The following is a 20,100-nucleotide window of genomic DNA, read 5'->3' as shown; positions in this document are numbered from 1 at the left end:
TTAATCTCAATCTTTTCTATGTCTAAATATCATTCAAAATATATTATAGTTGGTGCAGGTTTATCTGGTTTAACATCAGGATATCAATTACAAGCAAGCGGTGAACATGACTTTGTTGTTCTAGAAAGTAGAGCACAGGTTGGAGGTAGAATATATACCAAAAACGGAGTTGATTTAGGAGCGACTTGGTTTCAAAACCATCATACATATGTTAAATCAGTAATAGACCAATTAAAAATCAAAACCTTTTCTCAGTTTAGCGCTGGGAAAAGTGTTTTAGTCTATAATACGATGTCGCCAGCCCATTATTTTGAAAGCGATCAGAACAGTCCTTCAGCACATAGAATTGAAAAGGGTTCAGAAGCATTAGTGCATGCATTATCTGCATCTTTTCAGGATAAAATCCAGCTTAACACGCCTGTTATTAGTATTACGGAAGACAAGGATATTCTTCAAGTAAAAACCAAAACTATCACATTTACTTGCGACAAAATAATCATAACCCTTCCGCCTAAACTTGTGAAAAATATTAATTTCTCACCTCAATTACCAGAAGAACTTACTCAGATTTTAAATAAAACACATACTTGGATGAGTAATGCGATAAAAGTAGGTATAACATTTAAAAGTCCTTTTTGGAAAGCAAAAGGATTGTCAGGAACAGTGATTAGTCAAATAAGCGAGATTACAGAACTTTACGATCATTGTAATTATTCAGATACTGAATTTAGTCTTATGGGCTTTGTAAATGAAGGCTTACGGGAATTATCCCCTACAGATAGAAAAGAACGTATTCTAAAGTATTTAGAAACATATTTAGGTGGAGACATAAGATTGTACACCAATTATTACGAGAAAGATTGGTCTGCAGATCCTAATACATCTTCTAAAGAATTAAATTCTGTATATATGAGTCCTTCTTATGGAAGTAAAGCGTTTCAAGAGGTGTATATGAATGGAAAACTATTCTTCTCGGGAACAGAAACGTCTCCAATAAGTGGCGGTTATATGGATGGTGCTATTTATAGTGGTCTTCAAGCAGCAATAAAGATTTGTAAGCTTTAGTGTCAATTATTTATACTACAATTGTGTCTACGTGATGTTTATCGAAATTCATAACATCCAGTAACTCCTATAATTTAATAGAATTTTAAGATAATTCTCTTTATTAGATATGGATATGGTCTTATCTTTAAATCTGTAATTTATAAAAACGTAAACAATGAAAACATTATATGAAGCAACTACAGTTGCAACAGGAGGAAGAAAAGGACACGTCGTATCAGAAAACAGCCCGATAGATTTTAATTTGTCAGTTCCAGAATCTATGGGAGGTGACGGTGGAGCAGGAGCAAATCCTGAACAATTATTTGGAGCAGCTTATGCCGCTTGTTTTGGTGGAGCTATTCAAGCTGTAGCTAAAAGTGAAGGTATTGAAATTGATGAAGACGAATTAAGTGTGACTGCCATTATCGGATTCTGCCAAGGTAAAAAAGGATTTTTCCTAGAAGCTACCCTAGATTGCTATATTCCAGGAGTAGATCTAAAAACGGGAGAAGATTTAGTAGAAAAAGCACATGAAGTGTGTCCGTTTAGTAAAGCCACTCGCGATAATATTACGGTGACTTTAAATCTGTTATTAGACGAATAATCAACTTTATACTTTTAAGATTATTAAAAAGCTCACCAGAAGATGGTGGGCTTTTTTGTTGCTTTGAATTATACTTAGAATCAAAATCATGTAGTTACTAGCTATACAATCGTTATTAGATGTAATTCTTGTTCTCGACTCCGCTCGAACACCCTGTAAAACAGAATATGATTAAAATGGTCTTTGAGCATCAGCGAGAAAAAATAGTAAGATTCTGACGAAACTAGGAAACGAAGTTTGTCTAGAAGTTTATAATTCAATATCTAATTTTATATTAAAATCCTAAAAAAATCAAAAGCGTTGTTTTAATTTTGTATTTCAAAACGTCACATAAATTAAAAACCTTGTTAGAAAAAAGTCAGCAATTACCACAAGAACACGCTATAGATTCAGAGTATTTTATCTATTGTTTAGAAGGCGTTCACGACATCGAAATAGATCAAGTTACCGAAGCACAAGAAAGCCTGGAACACTTGGCGTTGACCTACGAAATAGCGAGTATACATAAAACATGCGACACTATTGAAGGATTTGAAGATAGCTTAAATGCACTGATCTTGGATGATCATAATTTTAAAGATTATGAAATAATCTACTTGGTTATTCCTGGTGAAGCAAATAACATTTGTTTAAATGATTATTACTATAGTTTACAGGAAATTGCGGAACTTTTTGAAAGCAGGTTAAGTGGAAAGATTCTACATTTTTCAAATGCAAAAATTCTAGATTTAGACGAAGAAGAATCTCAATATTTTTTAGATATCACGGGCGCAAAAGCAGTCTCAGGCTATGGTAATGTGCTTAACGGTATAAGCAGCTCAAATCTTGATAAAGCATTCTTTAACTTATTTAAAGAAGATGATAATATGTTTGACGTTGTAGAAGAATTACACCAAAAATATTATGAGGTCTGCAAATTACTCGATTTTAGATTGTATTATTAATCCTGTTTTTTTGTGCGCAGTAGAGACCGAAAAAGTGTATTGTATTAATTCCATTTCTTTTTAATGATTTGATTATCATAAGTTTAACGGCTCCTAGTTTTAAACTAGTATTGATGCTTCTCGTCAAACTTTGTTTGTTAGTTTCGTCAGAATCTTACTATTCTTTCTCACTAATGCTTGAAGACCGTTCCAATCATATATTGTTTCCAGGGTGTTCGAGCGGAGTCGAGAACGATAATGTATATTATAGTACGTTTATTTCTTTTAATGTGATGACTGTCTATAGCCTATTGGTTTTACTTTGTAAAGTATAGTAGTGGCTTCTCAACAAACTTCGTTTGCTAGTTTCGTCAGAATCTTACTATTCTTCCTCACTAATGCTCGAAGACCGTTTTAATCATATTATGTTTCCAGGGTGTTCGAGCGAAGTCGAGAACAAAACATCTTTTACTTTTTCTTTTTAAAATGTGTGTCATTTTTACATTCTGAAAGTTTAGGTAATAATTCCCAATTATTATCTATCATAGCTTTCTTTTTAGCATGAGACCACTTTTTTATCTTCATTTCATAGTAAAAAGCATCTTCAATATTTAGAAAATACGCTTGAAAAACTAAGTTAACAGGTAATCTCATTTTGGTATAATTAGCACCTTTCCCTGATTGATGTTCAGATAGTCTTTTTTCTAAATTTTTAGTGCTTCCTGTGTAATAGGTTCCATTGGAACATTGCAAAATGTATAAATATCCAGGCATAATTTAGTTGGGTATTTGCTTCTCGTCAAACTTCGTTTGTTAGTTTCGTCAGAATCTTACTATTCTTTCTCACTAATGCTTGAATACCGTTTAATCACAAATATAAATCGAAAAATGAAGCGCTACTGTTTCTCACTTAAATATTTCCAATACCGTTTAGGCACATGTTGTATGTGTAGTTTCATATTTTTCCGAGATGCGATGTTTGTACTTTTAAAATAGTCGTTCCATAACTGTTGAAACTCTAATTCGATTTCAGCAAAAATGTCTGTCGATGTTTTAGACGGATCGAAATCAGCATCAAATTCAAGGGTTATAATATCTACTTGTTCTAAATCGTAATAAATGCCATACTTCCGTTTTAAATCGTAAATCAGCCATTGTTGATCGGCATATCGCCTTTTAAAATGATTTTTTATAAGCGGTAATACGTTAAAATCGGGTTCTATATTTGCAAAATAAACGCCATCTTTCGTCAGTTTAAATCGTACAAAAGCTTCCATTCTGTGTTTTTCTCGTCCTACGTTTTTTGTCAGTTTAGAGATTTCCAATATATGCACATTGGTATAATCAGACCCCACGTTGGTTTTAGATGCAAATACGTATACCATGGCTTGGAATAAGGTATCTTCTACAGTAGGTTTTTCACTCAGAAACGCATAATAAAAACGGCGTAACTCATTAGCAGACATTTTATTTTTTAAGCCTGTCCACACGCGATTTGCCTTCTCAGCATCCGTATGCACCGTTTCGTAACTCCCAAATAAAGGTTGTTGAAAGCGTTCTGTAGTAACAATAGTCACTGTTTTTAATTTCATTTCGAACGCTGCAAACACAGCCGTTAAGAAGCCATCGAATGTGCCGTCGTAAATTAGAGTCGTTTCCATAGTAGTGGACTATCCAAAAAGATTTAATTGGTTACTAAGCATGCTGGTATATTTGCTCTTTGTGTTTTGTAAGATTAGACCTTTAATCTTTTCAGCGGTCAGATCACGAGTTTCAAATTGGTTAGAGGCACAAATCAAAAAGTACTGCGCGCGATTTAATGACACACCAATCGCTTTTAAATGGTCCCAATTCAGTTGTCTATAACGTCTGGCGCTTAATATTTTAAACACCGATTTCATCCCCAAACCCGGAATTCGTGCCAGCATGCGCTTATCGGCTTTATTCACATCCACAGGGAATTCGTGTAAATTCCGTAATGCCCATCCCAATTTTGGATCGATATCCAAATCTAGATGCTGATTGTCTTTGTTTAAAATCTCTTCAATATTAAATCCGTAAAACCGCAACAACCAATCGGTTTGATATAACCTATTTTCCCGTAACATGGGTACAGGCGTGCCGATTTGAGGTAAACGCGTATCGTAACTAATAGGCACATAACCCGAATAGTACACCCGCTTTAAATTAAAGTTTTTATAAAAGTAATTAGAGGTGTACATGATTTGCATATCATTTTCACCACTCGCACCCACAATCATTTGGGTACTTTGCCCAGCAGGTGCGTATTTAGGTGTACTTTTAATCAGTTTCTTTTCATTTTTATACTGTATGATTTCATTTTTAACCTTTTCCATAGGTTTAATAAAATCGGCTCTATTTTTCTCTGGAGCTAACAATTTTAAACCTTCTTCTGTCGGAATTTCAATATTAACACTCAATCGGTCGGCATATAAACCCGCTTCCCGCATAAGTTCGTCACTAGCACCGGGAATAGATTTTAAATGAATATAGCCATTAAAATTTTCTTCTAACCTTAATTTTTTGGCCACAGATACTAAGCGTTCCATGGTATAGTCAGCGCTTTTAAAAATGCCTGAACTCAAAAACAAACCTTCAATATAATTACGTCTGTAAAAGTTTATGGTTAAATCGACCACCTCTTGTACCTGAAATGCCGCCCGTTTAATATCGTTGCTTTTGCGCGTCACACAATAGGCACAATCGAATATACAATGATTGGTAAGCAGTATTTTTAATAAGGACACACAACGGCCATCTTCCGTATAGGTATGACAAATACCAGAATTCGAAGCATTCCCCAATCCCTTATTGGTATTGGTTCTATTGCTTCCGCTAGAGGAGCAAGACACATCGTATTTGGCAGCATCTGCAAGGATATTTAACTTTTCTTGTACACGTTCAAAAGACATACTTAAGCATTTAATTTTAAGGCGTAAAGCTACAACTTAATCTTATTAAAAAGGAGTTGTGTTTTAAATAAATATCATTATAGTGTAAATAAGTATCTCATAATATGATATGCCATTATGTAATTTATTATATTTGCTAATGAAAATCAACTCATTGATTATGAATCGGATTAAATTCATTTTAGAAGACAAAGGCATCAAGCAAACCTGGTTGGCCGAGAAGCTAAATAAGAGCTACAATATGGTGAATTCTTATGTCCAAAATAGGAGGCAGCCTAGTATAGAAATGTTGTATGAGATTGCTAATATCCTGCAGGTTGAAGCCCGAGATTTATTAGATTTTAACCAAGCGGTGTTTAATCCTACGGTTGAAAGTGATACGGTAAACATTCCATTAATTGGATCTGTCGCCTGCGGATTGCCTGTTTTTGCAGAAGAACATATTGAAGCTCAAATCCCGATTTCTACACAATTGGTAAAAACGCCATCCGATTATTTTTTATTGAGAGCGACTGGAGATTCTATGAATACGAAAGGGATTGATAGTGGCGACTTATTGCTTATTAAACGCCAACAGACTGCTAATACAGGAGATTTAGTCCTCGCTTTATTAGACGACGAAGCCACGGTTAAGGAGTTTAGACATAACGGCAGTACCATTGTATTAAAACCACATTCTACAAACTCGAAACATCAGCCTATTATATTAACAACCGATTTTAAAGTTCAGGGTGTAGTTGCGCATGTGGTTAAGATGTAGTTTGGTATTAAAATATATTGTAAAAAGTTGCTTTTGAAATGTTTACAGAACACATTTTATATAACGACCTAGGAAGGAAGTGCTAATATATCTGCAGTGGAAATATGAAGACTATACTAAATAATAGTACACGCTAAAATCCATAAATTTAAAGCAACACTTTACTTTCTGAAGGTGCGAATAGTTAATCTCGTAATGCATTTATTTAATAAGAGTGTCGTTTTTCATCTTTTCTAATAAAATTAAAATCTTTGATTTTCTTCCTCTCCAGAGGATTTACGTTGATAATTTGTCTTCTTTAACTTCCCAAAATTGTAAGTGGCCACAAACCGAAAATAGTGTGTGTTATTAACCCTATCAAACAAAATTAAAGTGTTTCCAAGACTATAGTATCCATCGGGTTTGTTAGTCTGGAAAATATCATTGGCCACCACTTGGAGTTTTAAAGACTTGTTAAACAGATCCTTTTCTAAGCCTAAGGTGATTTCAGACTGGTTTTTTCGGAAGTAGATGCCATCGTAACGATCACTCAAGTACCACGCTATCAATTGTAATTTGAAACCTTTAAATAAGTTGAATTTATTAGAGGTATAGAGATAGGCTTGAGGTTCAGTATTCATATAGCCAAACGAAGATTGGTTGTCTATTAATTTATTATAGCTCACCGTAATAGTGTTCATACTGGTCCACCAATTCGTATTGATAGGTAAACTCAAGTTGGCGAAGATGTCGTGTTGCTCGGTGCCATTGAAAGATTGTAGCACATAGGTTTTTGGGTCCTCTCCCTCTAAAGCACCACCAACTATTGGGTCTATGATATAATTGTAACCTATTTTTAAGGTGAATTTTTTAGTGCCAATACCTGTTTCAAAGGCATAAATTTTTTCAGGAATTAAATTGGGATTTCCTTGAATGGAGGTAAAGGCATCTTGGTAAATAACGGTTGGATTGAGGGCTTGATAAGATACACGGGAAATTCTGGAAGCAATAGAGGTGAAAAAAGATTTGTTTTCTCCTAACGTTATTCCTAATGTAGCATTCGGGAATAAATTGAAGTAGGTATTTTTTATCTTTTCATCTGGATTAACTGTTGCCAGATTGTATTTTGTGAGTTCACTTCGAAGGCCAAAACTATAGTTTAACTTTTCTGATGGATTCATTTTATAACTAATATAAGTGGCATAAATCTGTTCGTTATATTCAAAATCTGTAGATAGGTTTTCATCTAAAGTAGCACTAACATTACTTGACAAAACCAGAAAATCGGAATAAGAAGTATTGCTAACCCGTCCAATTTTAATTCCTGCTTCTAACTGATTTTGTTTAGAGAATGCTTTGATATAGTCTAATTGCGCACTGAAAATTGGAATTTCACGGTCGATAACATTATTCAATGTACGGTTCGTTTCTTGACCATCGTTAACGGATGCTTCATCGATGATATCATTTATTTTTGTTTTGAAAAGAGAATATTGCCCACCGATGTAGACAGACGAGCCTAAGGTATCCAATATTTTTAAATAATTAAAGATTAAAGCATTTTGTGTAGTAAGATTATCTTTATAAACAATACTTTCAAATTGTTCCTGTTCTCCGTTATATGTTATTGTATTATTACTGGTTTCTGTGCCTCCTAAATTATTGGTAAGACCATTATAAGAGATAGAAAAATAGCTACTTTCACCAAAATTATATTGGATACCCATTCCGTAATTTCCGAAATAATCCTGATTTCTAACCCAATCCGTAGTGATGTCAGAATTGAAAACATCTCCTTCCTCCTCTCTATTTCGTGTGGTATTTAATAGAAAGCGATAGGCTCCCAGTTGCATTCCGTAATTTCCAGTTATAGAAACACGTTGCTTTCTGAAATCTAAATTCAAATTGGTGTTGGTATTTGTAGGTGAAAAATTAGAAATACTCACATTTTGACTAACCTGTCCTTTAATCCCTTCTGTAGTAGCTGTGCTTGTAATAATATTTATCACAGCCTGTCCTTCGGCATCGTACTTCGCAGAAGGGTTCGATATAATCTCGATTTTCTTTATTTCCGATGCTTGTATGTTGGCCAATTGTTCGCTTAACACAAGCTGTCCGTTTAAATAGATAATAGCTTGGCCTTTTCCAATAACTGAAATACCTGTGTCATCTACATGCACATTTGGTGAATGCGCCAAAATTTCTAAAACAGAATTGCTGGTGGCCAATACGGTATTTTCTACATTTACTTGTACCGTTCCATCTGCTTTAGTCTCAAATAGTGGCAAATTTGCAACCAAAACCACTTCTTCTAGTGCGTTTTCGGCATTCTTTACCACTATGTTCCCCAAGTCAATGGAAGGCTCTCCTTCGTATGCAATGCTTATATAGGTATCTTCAAACTCTAAAGACTTGAGTTTCAACAAAACGTTTTTATCTTTTAAATTCAAAAATTCAAACTTACCTTCAAAAAAACTGGTTCCTTTAATAATTGTTGAATCTTGAGGGGATATAATAAGTGCATCTCCAAAGACAAGTTCTTTATTTGTATTCATTACATTTCCAGAAATAGATGTTATGGTCTGCGCGTTGGTCATGGTTTGCACCAAAACTAAAAACATTAGTTTTAGCGTCACTTTTAAGATACTACCTTTCATTTGGTTTCTTTTTTTCAAAACTAATGTTACATAAATCCTGTTTTCGAGAAAGTAGATGAAGCATAGATTATAGTCTACAGACAATCTATTTAGTGTTTGTAGCTCGTTTTGGCCTGTTTGGAGTCTTATAAGATCTATTTAGTAGAAAATTTGATTTGAAAAGGACATAAAGCGCTATTTTTATCATTTAATTATATGAACAGTCTACTCACATACCTCAAAAATCCAGTCTTAAAACATATATTGTTTTGGATGGTGATCTATTTATATTTTATCTTATCTATAACTAATATTAGTTTTTATGGTAGTTACAGACATGTATTTGAATCGTACGGAATAATTGTATTGGTGCAAATAATAACAGCCTATGTATGTATTGATGTTTTAATACCCAAATTTTTAAATAGAAAGCGAACTATTCTTTTTGTTTTCTGGATGTTAATCCTATTGCTTTCAATGTTCGCGTTTTACCAAGCTATTAAGATGTTTTATTTTGATGTTGAATACTTTTATTCATACAATGAAATCCAAAGAAATTATGCGAAAGAGGGCTATTGGAAACGATTGTCTTACTTTTCTATCTATCTCAGTAAAGGAATCCTTTTTCTTACACCCACAGCACTTTTGTTGATGGCTCGTTTTTATAAAAACCAACAGAAGTTCCTAAAATTGAACGAACAAAAAAGAATAGCGGAGCTTACTGCTTTACGAAACCAGCTAAATCCACATTTTTTGTTCAACACCCTCAATAATATTTATGTATTAGCATTAGAGAAATCGGATATGACGCCTGAGGTTATCGAACGTCTTTCCGATATTCTGGACTATATTCTTTACCGTTGTAAGGAGAATTATGTGCCTGTTACAAAGGAGATTGAGCTTATCGATAACTACCTGTCATTAGAGAAAATACGCTATGGAAACCGTGTGGTTATAAATTTTGATCATAGCGTTGAATCCGATGCGAAGATCGCTCCCCTTATTTTATTAACATTTATTGAAAATGCCTTTAAGCATGGGGTAACGCAGGAATTGAACAAAGCAAATATTAATATCTCTTTATCAACAGATAAAACCGATGTGTTATTTACAATATTCAATTCGAAGCCAAATAATACGATAGAGAAGCGCAACACCCAAGATGAGCCACTAGGACTCAAAAATGTAAAACAACAATTGGAGTTATTGTATCCCAACGCACACGAATTGACTATTTTGGATGCCGAACATAGCTATGAAGTAATACTAAAACTAAAGCGAAAATGAAGTACAAATGCGTAATTGTTGATGATGAAGCCCTGGCTAGAAGTTTGATTAAAAACCATTTGAGCCAGATGGATGATTTTGAATTGGTGGCTTCTTGTGCTAGTGCCATAGAGGCTAGTGCGGTTCTTAAAAATGTAAAAGTAGACCTCTTGTTTTTAGATATAGAAATGCCTGTTTTAAAGGGGACGGAATTTTTTAAAAACCTGATACACAAACCCAAGGTTATTTTTACAACGGCTTATCGTGATTTTGCAGTGGACGGTTTTGAATTGAATGCCGTAGACTATCTATTAAAACCGATATCTTTTGCTCGTTTTTTTAAGGCTATAGAGAAATATTTGGAGCAAACCCCAGCATCAATTATTCCAAATGAAGATAGCGTGCAAAGTAAAATGGATTCTGTTTTTATTCGAAAAGATAGAAAACAGGTAAAAGTGTTATTTGCAGACATATTATATATTAAAAGTGTCAAAGATTATATTCAGATTAAAACCCAAGACCAAGATCACATAGTCAAACAAAGTCTAACCTCTTTTTTAGAAAATTTGGACGATAGATTTCTAAGAACGCACCGTTCTTACCTTGTCAATCTGGATAAAATCACAGCCTATACAAATCAGGATATTGAGATTGGAAAATTTGAAGTCCCAATAGGGGATAGCTATAAATTAGTAGTGTTGCAACGCTTAAAGAATTGAAATAGATTCGATACGTATTTAAATATTGTCAATTGGACTATTCTGTTCTCGACTCCGCTCGAACACCGTAAAAGAATAAAAACTAGTTCCAAATTATCGATCTTCGAGCATTAGTGAGAAAGAATAGTAAGACTCTTAATAACTAGTAAACGAAGTTTGTCGAGAACCAAAATACCAAAATAACTATAATACAATTTTAATAGGCATAATTATTCATAAAATGAACTAGGAGGGAAGTTACATGTATGTAGCCAAGAATGTCATCATGACCTAATATTAAATTTTAAATACTCTATTACGCTTACCATCCTTTATATTCTGAAAATCGTAAATAAATTAGGAGTACGATAGCCTAGAAATAGTATTCCGAAATTTAGTCTCGTTATTCGATTTTGGCCGGTTGCGAATACTAGTTCCTAGCTTAAGGCGTTGTTTAAAATTAAACTATATTTTTAAGCATTTATAGTATATATTGCTATTCTCATAAAAAATAGTGGTATTGTGAACGCAGCTTTACATGAATGTGCTTCAATTTTTTTATGACTATGGAGTAAGCTTAATGACTAGCACTCAAATTTTAATAAATAATAGGACCCAATGTACAGTAAATTGAAAAATAAATATCCTAAATTTTTAGTCTTAATAGGTGTATTTTTATGTATATCTTGTCAAAATGATAATGATTTTAATTCTGAAGAAGAGGCCGATATCCCTTGTAATGGTGCCATATGTGATATGCTGATAGCGGAAGAAATTATACTAAATCCCACTGGGTATGCACCTTTGTCGGCCATAATAGCACTAGAGACTAATGAGAGCATCCAAGTCGATATTAGTATCGCAGGGTCTAATGGCACGGATTCTAACGTGGTTCATCAGTTTTCTGAAACTGGCACAACCTTAGACATTCCCATTCACGGACTCTATCCAGACTATGAAAATACAGTAACACTTAGCTTTTTTAACACTAACGGTTTAAAACTAGGAGAAAAATCCTATGTTATTACTACAGATCCGTTAATTACAGATCTACCGCAAATAAGCATCGATACGGCAGATCGAAATCTAATGGAAAGTGGAATGAATTTAGTGAATTATTTTGGATATGATCAGCATTTGACCCTGTTTAGGCCCTTTATTTTCGATTCTTATGGTGATATTCGATGGTATCTCAATTTTGAAAATCATCCCATTTTAAGCGCCTTGGACTATGATAACGGACCAGAACAATTGGCCAACGGAAACTTGTATTTTGCAGACCAGTCTACCAATGCGATCTATGAAATAGATCTTTTTGGAACCATTTTAAATATCTGGGAGATTTCAGGATACAAGTTTCATCATGAAGTCTTTGAAAAGCCAAATGGCAATTTTTTAGTTACCGTAGATAAGAATGGTGAAAATACTATAGAAGATTATATTATTGAGATTGATAGACATAGTAAAGAGATCGTAGTCGAATGGAATTTAAATGCATCTCTAGACAATACTAGAATGGCTTTAACGAGTAATACACAAGATTGGATTCACGTAAATGCCATTAATTATGATGAAACTGATAATACTATTATCGTTTCAGGTCGTACACAAGGCGTTATCAAGTTAAATAATAACAATGAAGTGGTTTGGATTATGGGATCACACAGCGATTGGAATACCTCGGGAAATGGTATAGCACTTAATCCCTTTTTATTACAACCTTTAGATGCTTCAGGTTTACCTATTACCGATCAGGCGGTTTTAAATGGCCATGAAAATCACCCTGATTTTGAGTGGAATTGGTTTCAACATGCCACAAAAGTACTTCCTAACGGCAATATTATTCTCTTTGATAATGGTGGAACTGACCGCAATTTTAGCACGACAGATTTATATAGTCGCGCCGTAGAATTTAAGATAGAAAACGGTACTATTCAACAAGTCTGGGATTATGGAAAAGAACGCGGATTAGAAATTTATTCACGAATTGTATCAGATGTAGATTATTTAGAAAATCAAGATCATATTTTAATGTCTTCTGGTGCTATTGTTTCTGGAACGCAACCCGTAGGTAAATTAATCGAAATCGATATGTCAGACCATAATGTGATTTTTGAAGCCACAATTACACCACCTACCGCGCATATTGATCAAATAACATTTCATAGAGCAGGACGCATTTCACTTTATAGCAATTAGAATACACGAGTATCGCATTACATAACGTTCGCCGTATATTTTCCAGGGTGTTCGAGCGGAGTCGAGAACTAGAATACTCATTATAATACGTTTATTCATTTAATATGATGATTGTCTATAGCCTATTGATTTTAATTTTTAAATCAGAGTAGTTATCCTTTTGAATCTCATATTCAGGGTGAATAATTATATGTGCCTATTGATAATTATGGTTTTGTTCTTGGAGGATTATCTGAAGATCAGACTGTAAAGTAATTGTTCATCGGACTATTATAGAGAGTGTTCCAGTTGGTGCTTTGGCATACTAGAGTTTCTTTATGTTTTTTTCTAAAAATTTCTTATACAATGCTAATAGAGCACTTTTTATGCGACGACGACGAAGGGAAGCGTAATGTGTGTGGAAAGGAATATTAAAAACTAATTTTAATACTTATAAAAATTACTACATTTAAATAATCAAAAATAAGTGCATTATTAAGTGTTACAAATTTAATAGTATTAAAAATATAAGTTCTTTACCCATTAATTGTTTTTCATTTAGATTTGTGAAATGAAAAAAATATTAATTTTATTTTCACATCCTAAATTTGAAAAATCTAGAGCAAACGCGGCTCTTGTAAATCATATAAAAGACATGGAAGGGGTCACGTTTCACGATTTGTATGAACGTTACCCATACTTCCATATCGATGTGGAAGCAGAAAAAAAACTACTAGAGACACATGATGTTATTATCTGGCATCATCCATTTTACTGGTATAGTTGTCCACCATTAATGAAACAGTGGATTGACCTCGTTTTAGAATTTGGTTGGGCGCATGGCCCAAATGGTAATGCTTTGCAATCTAAAATATGTTTAAATGTGATTACAACTGGTGGTGCGCGAGAAGTATATTGTTCTGAAGGCACAAATAGTTTTACGGTAAATCAATTTTTACGCCCCTTTGAACAAACAGCAAATTTATGTGGCATGCAGTATTTGCCACCATTTGCAGTTATGGGAACGCATTTGTTAACCAACGATCAATTGGATAACTATGTGATACAATATGGTAAATTAATACAATGGCTTCAACAAAGGCTTACGCTGAGCGATTTTAATGGCTGCTTTTTTTTAAATGATTTACCGCAATTACAAACCTCATAATATATGACAGGAAGTATACTTTTTGAAGCCATCGTTTTTTTATTAGGCGCCATTATAAGTGTCTCTATAGCCAAAAAATTAGGATTAAGTTCTGTTATTGGGTATTTGTTAGCTGGTGTTTTAATTGGCCCTTATGTTTTCGGGTTTATAGGGAATGAAGGCGAAGACATCATGCATTTTGCCGAATTTGGTGTAGTAGTCATGTTGTTTTTAATTGGCTTAGAAATTGAACCAAAAAACTTCTGGAACATGCGAAAAACGATACTGGGCATGGGCGGATTACAAGTGGGAGTGACCATGTTCCTCTCCTATATGTTGTTTACTTGGTTAGATTATGATTGGAAGGTGTCGTTAGTCATTTCCATGGCAGTCGCGTTGTCATCCACCGCCATTGCGTTGCAAACTATAAAAGAAAAAGGCTTGATGGACACTACTTTCGGTAATTCGTCATTTTCCATTTTATTGTTTCAAGATATCATTGTTATTTTCATGTTGGGTGCATTGCCTTTATTATCAAACTCAGAAACGGTTTCGGCGACAGAAAATCATAGCGAACATGTTAATTTATTAGATGGCTTGCCTATGGGTTTACAAACATTGGCCATTATTTTATCGGTTGTTTTAATAGTAATTTCCGGTAACTATTTAATAGTACCCATGCTTCGTAAAGTCGCTAAAACAGGGGTTCGAGAACTATTAATAGCGTCGGCATTTTTAATTGTATTTGCCATCACTTTTTTAATGGAATATGTAGGCTTAAGTCCTGCATTGGGTGCTTTTTTAGGTGGTGTCGTTTTATCCAATAGTGAATTTAAACACGAGCTTGAAAGTACACTAGAGCCTTTTAAAAACTTGCTATTAGGCTTGTTCTTTATGGCTGTAGGTGCATCTATCAATTTTATTGTGATAGCTAAAAGTCCGCTTACTATAGGCGGTATATTACTAGCGATTATTGTTTTAAAAGCTTTTGTTTTATTTGTTACAGGGCAGGTTTTTAAATTAAAATTAGATCAAAAACTACTACTAACCTTTGGTTTAGCCCAAATTGGAGAATTTGCATTTGTATTACTATCATTTGCCTTTAATTTAAATATTTTAGAACAAGAACAAATGGATATGATGTTAGTAATAACAGCATTAACCATGTCGCTTACACCCATTATCAGTATGATTAATGAGCGCTTGATTCTTCCAAAAATTGGCACAAAGGAATCCATTAAAAGACCCATGGATCATATTGCCAAAACACATAAAATAATATTAGTTGGATTTGGGCATTTTGGAAGCACCGTCGGACGCTTTTTAAGATCACATGGTGTAGAAGCAACCATTTTGGACCATGATTCTAATCGGGTCGATTTTCTTCGTAAAATGGGTTTCGAAGTGTATTATGGAGATGCTACCCGTCTTGATTTATTGGAATCTGCAGGAATTGCAGAAGCTAAAATACTCATTTGTGCAACTAATAAATTAGAAGTTTCAAAAGCTATTAGTAAAATAGTTAAAGATAAATATCCACATGTAGAACTCATGATTCGTACTAAAAATAGATACGATGCATACGAATTACTTAATCTTGGAAATGAAAATATTTATCGTGAATCTTTAGAAACCTCACTTACATTAGCCAAAGACGTATTAAGCAAAATGGGATTTAGAAAATACACATTGAATAGGCAAGTACAAAATTTTATTAAATATGATGAGGATAGTTTGAGACGCTTATCCGCAGAAACTAAAGACACACAAAACTATATTTCTAAAGCAAGAATTGAGTTAGAGCAACTGGAAAAATTCTTAAATGAAGATTTTAAAAGAGGCATTGTAGATTATGATAATCAATGGGATAGCGAGCATATCAGAAAAGCTTTAGAAAAGAACAAAGACTAATTAGTTTTATGCAGAAAGATATACCAAACATTGCGTTCAACTCTAAAAATCCAGAGAATAAAGGCATTGAAATAGTAACCATTGAAAGCCTTTCGCTGCGCAAAGCAGATATCGCACACAATCCAGAAAAAGCACATCAAGTGGCTTTTAATATGATTGTATTTTACACAGCAGGTGAGAGTAAACATTTGGTGGATTTTGTATGGTATACCGTTAATAAGAATACAATTCTTCATATTTCTAAAGGTCAAATTCACGCCTTTCAGTTTACGGAAGGGTTAAAAGGGTACATATTATTATTTACAGATGATTATTTAAAAAATCAGATTCATTCCTTACCTAAAAACGAAATCATCAGATTGTTTAATTTACATTTGTTTTCGCCAAAAATCGAAGTTCCTGAAGATTCAAATGTAGCGCAATACATTAGATTATTTTACGAAGAATATACCAATCCTAAAGAAAACTACAATCAAGAAAACACCTATAACGCGTTACATTCTATTATCTTTTCAAAATTAGAACGCTTAAAGCAATACCAAACTGTTCATTTAAAAAAATCAGATAAACTCAATACTTTTTTAAATTTAAAATCCCTACTTGAAAATAATTACGATAAGAGCAGAAATGCCGATTTTTATGCAGAAAAATTAAACATCACTTACAAACATCTTAACACCATTTGCAAAGACATTGTAAACGTTACTGCAAAACAATTTATAGATACTTTTATAGTGTTAGAAGCCAAAAGATTACTTATTAATTCTGAAATAAAAAGCACCGAATTAGCATATTCTTTAGGGTTTGAAGAACCAACAAACTTTGTGAAATACTTTAAAAAACATACAGGATTAACCCCTAATTCCTTTAAAAAAGATTATATGTAAATAGCTGGGTTCGATATTTACCATTTTTACACCCATATTCATCTTTAGTAAACTTGATAAAATCTTCAACTTTGTAGTACAGTTAAAAACTGCAAATATGACATCACAAGAACAAATAGCACATACATTGGATGAACTATTCAATGATTCAAAATATGACCGTATTAAAATGGTAAAAGGTGCTGCAAAAAGTATGTTCCGACCCATGCAAACGCCAGATTTTAAAGATGCCTATCTTTCCATTTCGAGAGAACAAGGCGAAGATTTAGTGAAACTTATTACTGTTAATCATCTTAAAAATATTGTGGAGTTTGGTACTTCATTTGGAATCTCTACGCTTTATTTAGCACAAGCAGTAAAACAAACAAACGGTAAAATTATAACCACAGAATTAATTGAATCTAAAGCTCAAAAAGCAATAGATAATTTTAAAAAAGCAGGTGTGAATAAATTTATTGATGTCAGAACTGGCGATGCTATTGAGACCTTGCAAAATCATAAAGAATCTATAGACTTATTGCTTTTAGATGGCTGGAAGAATTTGTATTTACCATTATTTCAAATGCTCGAACCTAATTTTCATACACACACTATAATTTATGTGGACAATGCAAATATGTCTGATTCTCAAGCTTTTTTGAATACCGTTGGTCAGAATAAAAAGTACCACTTGCAATCTAAATTTGGTAATAAAGTGGTTTTAATAACTCTTAAAAATTAAATAAAATGAAACGAGCATGTTCAAAATTTTATCACCTAAGGGAATGATTAATGGCGAACAGCATGTGACCGATAGTAAACAATAAATTAAACTCATGAAAACAAAATTAATTACAATTATCTGTATGATCTTATTAGTTACCACACATAGTTTTTCACAAAGTGAAACATTAGAAAACAATAATTTCCAATTTGGTGAGCCAGAACACTTGCTAGATGGTTACTCCATGAACTTCCAATATCAAAATGGCACCGCTATACATATGGCTTTTAGTAATGGTAAGGCTGAATATAAATGGCTTGTTGGACCTGGAAAAGGAAATGGAAACCAAGATATTTCGTATCGTTCTCTTAAAATTGGTGAAAATCTTTATTTAATCAATTGGCACGAAATTGATAAAAACGATTACTTAACAATTGTTTTTGATTTCGATAAAATGATTGTTCATAGTTCTATAATAGTTGGTTATAAAAATGAGGCTAAACGACCTTTACAGACCGTATTTAGAAGCGGAATTATTGATCATTTAAAAAAATAAAATATTTTTAGAATAAATATAGCTTTGGTAATAGTATAAATTATCTATAAAACATAAAAAAGATGAGTCAAGTAGCAATATGCCCAACTTGTGGTAGTAAATCAAAAATAAAAGAAGTAAACGGGGAAACAACGTATCAAGCACTTCAAGATGATGAAGTTTTAAAAAAAGTAGGTCAGCTTAAAAAAGCAATGCAAAAATTTAAGGAAAAAGCAGAAGCTTTAGAAAAAGAATTAGATGCACTAAAATCTAAATAATAAACTTATGGACGTATCGCAAAACAAAAAAAGACGCCACTGTTTTTTATAGAAGGCTATATGAAGACAACCCTACAATAGCTGTAGAACTTTATTTTGGCGATGTATAAAGAACACAACCTCAATGGTTGTAGAAGGTGATCAATGAAATAGATGGTATTGCTAAAATTTATATGGTAAGCACTATCCATCAAAAAGTTGAAATTAAAGCTTTAAACAAAACGTATGAGTTTATAGAAGGAGAAAGCATTCATAACGAAATTTCAAGAAAATATAATGATAGCATTATTGAAAAAATAATTTCAAAAACAGATTTTAATATTGCAGCTAAAATTATGGATAGCAAAGCGTATTTTGCAGAATATATTCTTACAAGAAGTTAAAAATGAATAAAATAGCAGTTGCTGTTTTAGGACTTGGAAGTCGCGTTACTTCTTAGGCATGGCAGATGTACAAAAGGAAGAACAGTAAAACTTATGCTTCAATAAGATGATATTTACCATTTTTCGACTCACTTTCATCTTTAATGTAATAGGAATAAATTTAACCTTTGTATTAATAAATGAAACAGATTATTAAACCTTAAAACAAATTATAATGAAAATAGCAGTAACATCAGCAAGCGGAAAATTAGGAGCTTCTATAGTAAAACATCTTATTCATTTTATAGGTAAGGATAACGTCATTGGAATTGCTCGTACGCCAGAAAAAGCTGAATATTTAGGGGTAGAAATTAGAAAAGGAGATTATAATAGTAGAGCACAGTTTGATGCTGCCTTAAAAGGAATAGATGCTGTTTTATTGGTTTCAGGCATGGATGCTCCAGATAAAAGAATCATACAACACAGAAATGTCATTGAAGCTGCTAAAAGTAATGACGTTAAAAAAATAGTCTATACAAGTATTGTTGGAGCAGAAGAAGGCAATGCGTTTAGTCCGATTGTTCAAACCAACAGACAAACTGAAAAAGATGTACAAAATTCTGGATTAGAATGGGTTATTGGCAGAAACGGCATTTATATAGAACCTGATTTAGAATACATAGATACATACGTAAAAGAAGGGGAAATTAGAAATTGTGCAGCTACTGGAAAATGTACGTATACAAGTCGTGAGGAGTTAGGTTATGCATATGCCAAAATGCTTATTGATGAAAAGCACAATGGACATATTTACAATTTAGTTGGCGAACCCATAACTCAAAGTCAACTTGCTAAGCACATAAATAAAGTTTATAATACCAATCTCGTTTATAATTCTGTTTCTGTTTCAGACTATGCCATAGAGAGAAAAGAAGCATTAGGCGATTTTATAGGAACTGTTATTTCAGGAATTTATGAAGGAATTAAAGATGGCGCAAACGATGTGGCTTCCGATTTTGAGAAAGCAGCAGGAAGACCGCATAAGTCAACTTTAGAAATTATTGAAGATTATAAAATCTCACAATAAAGAGTTTGTTAAAAGCATCTTGAGAATGGTTTAGTTATTAATATTATGTAAATAGAATCATGTGTAATTTGTACTCATAATTATTTTCGGATGGTGTTATAAAATTTCGAGATGAAGATTATTACTTGCTTTTTAATTTCAGATTTCTTTATTCTAAACCAGAGTG

At 33.1% G+C, this 20,100-nt stretch carries 19 protein-coding genes; 15 read left to right on the top strand and 4 right to left on the bottom strand.

Features of this window, described 5'->3' with window-relative positions:
- Positions 1 to 18 precede the first annotated feature (18 nt).
- From R6X41_RS07925 to R6X41_RS07915, 3 genes are all read left to right on the top strand, one after another.
- On the top strand, positions 19 to 1,065 hold the full coding sequence (locus R6X41_RS07925) for a flavin monoamine oxidase family protein (protein ID WP_318499057.1): 1,047 nt from the start codon (positions 19 to 21) through the stop codon (positions 1,063 to 1,065).
- Between the two features lie 157 nt (positions 1,066 to 1,222).
- Positions 1,223 to 1,651 carry an organic hydroperoxide resistance protein gene (locus tag R6X41_RS07920; RefSeq protein WP_318499056.1) on the top strand — a complete coding sequence of 143 codons (429 nt, stop codon included), beginning with the start codon at positions 1,223 to 1,225 and terminating at the stop codon, positions 1,649 to 1,651.
- A 344-nt stretch (positions 1,652 to 1,995) separates the two neighbouring features.
- Positions 1,996 to 2,595 (top strand): DUF6642 family protein, encoded by a 600-nt coding sequence (locus R6X41_RS07915; protein WP_412176260.1) that lies wholly within the window; start codon positions 1,996 to 1,998, stop codon positions 2,593 to 2,595.
- 447 nt (positions 2,596 to 3,042) lie between these two features.
- Here the strand turns inward: R6X41_RS07915 and R6X41_RS07910 are convergent, their stop codons facing one another.
- From R6X41_RS07910 to R6X41_RS07900, 3 genes are all read right to left on the bottom strand, one after another.
- On the bottom strand, positions 3,043 to 3,348 hold the full coding sequence (locus R6X41_RS07910; protein ID WP_318499054.1) for a GIY-YIG nuclease family protein: 306 nt from the start codon (positions 3,346 to 3,348) through the stop codon (positions 3,043 to 3,045).
- Between the two features lie 122 nt (positions 3,349 to 3,470).
- Entirely contained in the window at positions 3,471 to 4,235 is a 765-nt protein-coding gene (locus tag R6X41_RS07905; RefSeq protein WP_318499053.1) for a TIGR03915 family putative DNA repair protein, read from the bottom strand.
- Between the two features lie 9 nt (positions 4,236 to 4,244).
- Positions 4,245 to 5,507, bottom strand: coding sequence for a putative DNA modification/repair radical SAM protein (locus R6X41_RS07900; RefSeq protein ID WP_318499052.1), 1,263 nt, complete (start codon positions 5,505 to 5,507; stop codon positions 4,245 to 4,247).
- 160 nt (positions 5,508 to 5,667) lie between these two features.
- Between R6X41_RS07900 and lexA the strand changes: the two genes are divergently transcribed.
- Positions 5,668 to 6,267: a transcriptional repressor LexA gene (gene lexA / locus R6X41_RS07890; protein WP_412176259.1), complete on the top strand. Its 600-nt coding sequence runs from the start codon at positions 5,668 to 5,670 to the stop codon at positions 6,265 to 6,267.
- Positions 6,268 to 6,509: 242 nt separating this feature from the next.
- Here lexA and R6X41_RS07885 read toward each other — a convergent pair whose 3' ends face one another.
- Positions 6,510 to 8,903, bottom strand: a complete 2,394-nt coding sequence (locus R6X41_RS07885; RefSeq protein WP_318499051.1) for an outer membrane beta-barrel family protein — start codon at positions 8,901 to 8,903, stop codon at positions 6,510 to 6,512.
- A 456-nt stretch (positions 8,904 to 9,359) separates the two neighbouring features.
- On the opposite strand from R6X41_RS07885, the gene R6X41_RS07880 reads away from it, so the two are divergent.
- The 11 genes from R6X41_RS07880 to R6X41_RS07830 all read left to right on the top strand — a co-directional run bounded on the left by R6X41_RS07880 (position 9,360) and on the right by R6X41_RS07830 (position 19,934).
- Positions 9,360 to 10,169 (top strand): sensor histidine kinase, encoded by an 810-nt coding sequence (locus R6X41_RS07880; RefSeq protein ID WP_318499050.1) that lies wholly within the window; start codon positions 9,360 to 9,362, stop codon positions 10,167 to 10,169.
- Positions 10,166 to 10,867, top strand: a complete 702-nt coding sequence (locus R6X41_RS07875; RefSeq protein WP_318499048.1) for a LytR/AlgR family response regulator transcription factor — start codon at positions 10,166 to 10,168, stop codon at positions 10,865 to 10,867. Before R6X41_RS07880 ends, R6X41_RS07875 begins: the two co-directional genes overlap by 4 nt.
- A gap of 597 nt (positions 10,868 to 11,464) precedes the next feature.
- On the top strand, positions 11,465 to 13,045 hold the full coding sequence (locus R6X41_RS07870) for an aryl-sulfate sulfotransferase (RefSeq protein ID WP_318499047.1): 1,581 nt from the start codon (positions 11,465 to 11,467) through the stop codon (positions 13,043 to 13,045).
- 550 nt (positions 13,046 to 13,595) lie between these two features.
- Positions 13,596 to 14,192, top strand: a complete 597-nt coding sequence (locus R6X41_RS07865; RefSeq protein WP_318499045.1) for an NAD(P)H-dependent oxidoreductase — start codon at positions 13,596 to 13,598, stop codon at positions 14,190 to 14,192.
- 3 nt (positions 14,193 to 14,195) lie between these two features.
- Complete coding sequence (locus R6X41_RS07860; RefSeq protein WP_318499043.1) at positions 14,196 to 16,082, top strand: monovalent cation:proton antiporter-2 (CPA2) family protein; 1,887 nt, start codon at positions 14,196 to 14,198, stop codon at positions 16,080 to 16,082.
- An 8-nt stretch (positions 16,083 to 16,090) separates the two neighbouring features.
- On the top strand, positions 16,091 to 16,969 hold the full coding sequence (locus tag R6X41_RS07855) for a helix-turn-helix domain-containing protein (protein ID WP_318499042.1): 879 nt from the start codon (positions 16,091 to 16,093) through the stop codon (positions 16,967 to 16,969).
- Positions 16,970 to 17,066: 97 nt separating this feature from the next.
- Positions 17,067 to 17,690 carry an O-methyltransferase gene (locus tag R6X41_RS07850; protein WP_318499040.1) on the top strand — a complete coding sequence of 208 codons (624 nt, stop codon included), beginning with the start codon at positions 17,067 to 17,069 and terminating at the stop codon, positions 17,688 to 17,690.
- 94 nt (positions 17,691 to 17,784) lie between these two features.
- Positions 17,785 to 18,228 (top strand): MoaF-related domain-containing protein, encoded by a 444-nt coding sequence (locus R6X41_RS07845; RefSeq protein ID WP_318499039.1) that lies wholly within the window; start codon positions 17,785 to 17,787, stop codon positions 18,226 to 18,228.
- Positions 18,229 to 18,290: 62 nt separating this feature from the next.
- Complete coding sequence (locus R6X41_RS07840) at positions 18,291 to 18,485, top strand: hypothetical protein (RefSeq protein WP_318499037.1); 195 nt, start codon at positions 18,291 to 18,293, stop codon at positions 18,483 to 18,485.
- Between the two features lie 137 nt (positions 18,486 to 18,622).
- On the top strand, positions 18,623 to 18,868 hold the full coding sequence (locus R6X41_RS07835; protein WP_318499036.1) for an L-histidine N(alpha)-methyltransferase: 246 nt from the start codon (positions 18,623 to 18,625) through the stop codon (positions 18,866 to 18,868).
- A gap of 214 nt (positions 18,869 to 19,082) precedes the next feature.
- Positions 19,083 to 19,934, top strand: coding sequence for an SDR family oxidoreductase (locus R6X41_RS07830; RefSeq protein WP_318499034.1), 852 nt, complete (start codon positions 19,083 to 19,085; stop codon positions 19,932 to 19,934).
- The last annotated feature ends 166 nt before the right edge of the window (positions 19,935 to 20,100 follow it).

It is taken from the genome of Formosa sejongensis (assembly GCF_033447105.1).
In the GTDB taxonomy this organism is placed as follows: Bacteria; Bacteroidota; Bacteroidia; order Flavobacteriales; family Flavobacteriaceae; genus Formosa.
Note: the sequence above shows the minus strand (reverse complement) of the source record. Positions and strands in the feature narration are given on the sequence as shown.